Here is a 939-nt window from a genome sequence, read left to right as displayed (position 1 = left end):
CGCGTGAGGAGCGCATGGTCCGCGACAACGCGGACATTCTCGAGCGCCTGCGCGCCGAAGAGGCGGCACTCAATTCGGAAAATGCTGGTGCCGCCGAGCGCGAGGCCACCACCCGCGCGGCTTTCGAACAAGCGGCATCTACGCTTTCACAAAGCGAAGCCAAACTCGCCGCGCTGACTGCCGAGCGGGCCGAGGCTGCCGCCTCGCGCAACCAGATCGAACGGACGCTGCGCGATACCGCCGAGCGCCGCGACCGCTTCGCGCGTCAGCTTGCCGATGTCGACCGGGAATTGTCGGAGATACTCTCCAAGGTCGCTGGCCTGCCCGATCCGGCCGAGAAGCGGGTGCTGGTCGAACAGGCCATGGCGCTGCTGGAGGAGGCCGAGGCTGCCGTGTCCGAGGCCGAGCAGTCGGTCATCGATGCCCGCGCTGCCGAAAGCGCTGCCCGGCCACCGCTTCAGGATGCCAGGGCCGAGCTGGCAAGGATCGAAACCGAAGCGCGCACGCTGGCAAAAATCCTCAATGCCGCCAGCGGCGATCTCTTCCCGGCCGTGCTGGAGCAGATCAGCGTCGATCGCGGTTTCGAAACGGCGCTGGGTGCAGCCCTTGGCGAAGACCTCGACGTGCCGCTCGACCGCAGCGCGCCGGTGCATTGGGGCGAAGGCGCGATCCAACCCGGCGACGCGGCTCTGCCGGAAGGCGTGAAGAGCCTGGCCAGCGTGGTCCACGCGCCGGCACAGCTCGCCCGCCGCCTGGCGCAGGACGAGCGTCGCCTGTATCGCCTCGGCATCGAGCTCAGCCAGCCGGTTCTTCTGCGCCAGGCCGAGGAGGCGCTGGGAGAGGCCGAACAGGCGCTCCGCCTGGCAAGCGAGGCCGAGCGCAACACGCGCCAGGCCGGTCGTGACGCACAGCATCGGCTGGACGCCGCCCGCAATGCAC

1 pseudogene is annotated in these 939 nt (G+C 69.3%); it reads left to right on the top strand.

Features of this window, described 5'->3' with window-relative positions:
• A pseudogene (locus EN991_RS37890) lies at nt 1–939 on the top strand (chromosome segregation protein SMC); the annotation flags it as partial.

Origin of the sequence: Mesorhizobium sp. M7A.F.Ca.US.005.03.2.1 (genome assembly GCF_003997795.1) — a bacterium.
In the GTDB taxonomy this organism is placed as follows: Bacteria; Pseudomonadota; Alphaproteobacteria; order Rhizobiales; family Rhizobiaceae; genus Mesorhizobium; species Mesorhizobium ciceri.
The sequence above is the reverse complement of the archived record's forward strand: the minus strand, read 5'-3'. Positions and strand labels throughout refer to the sequence as shown.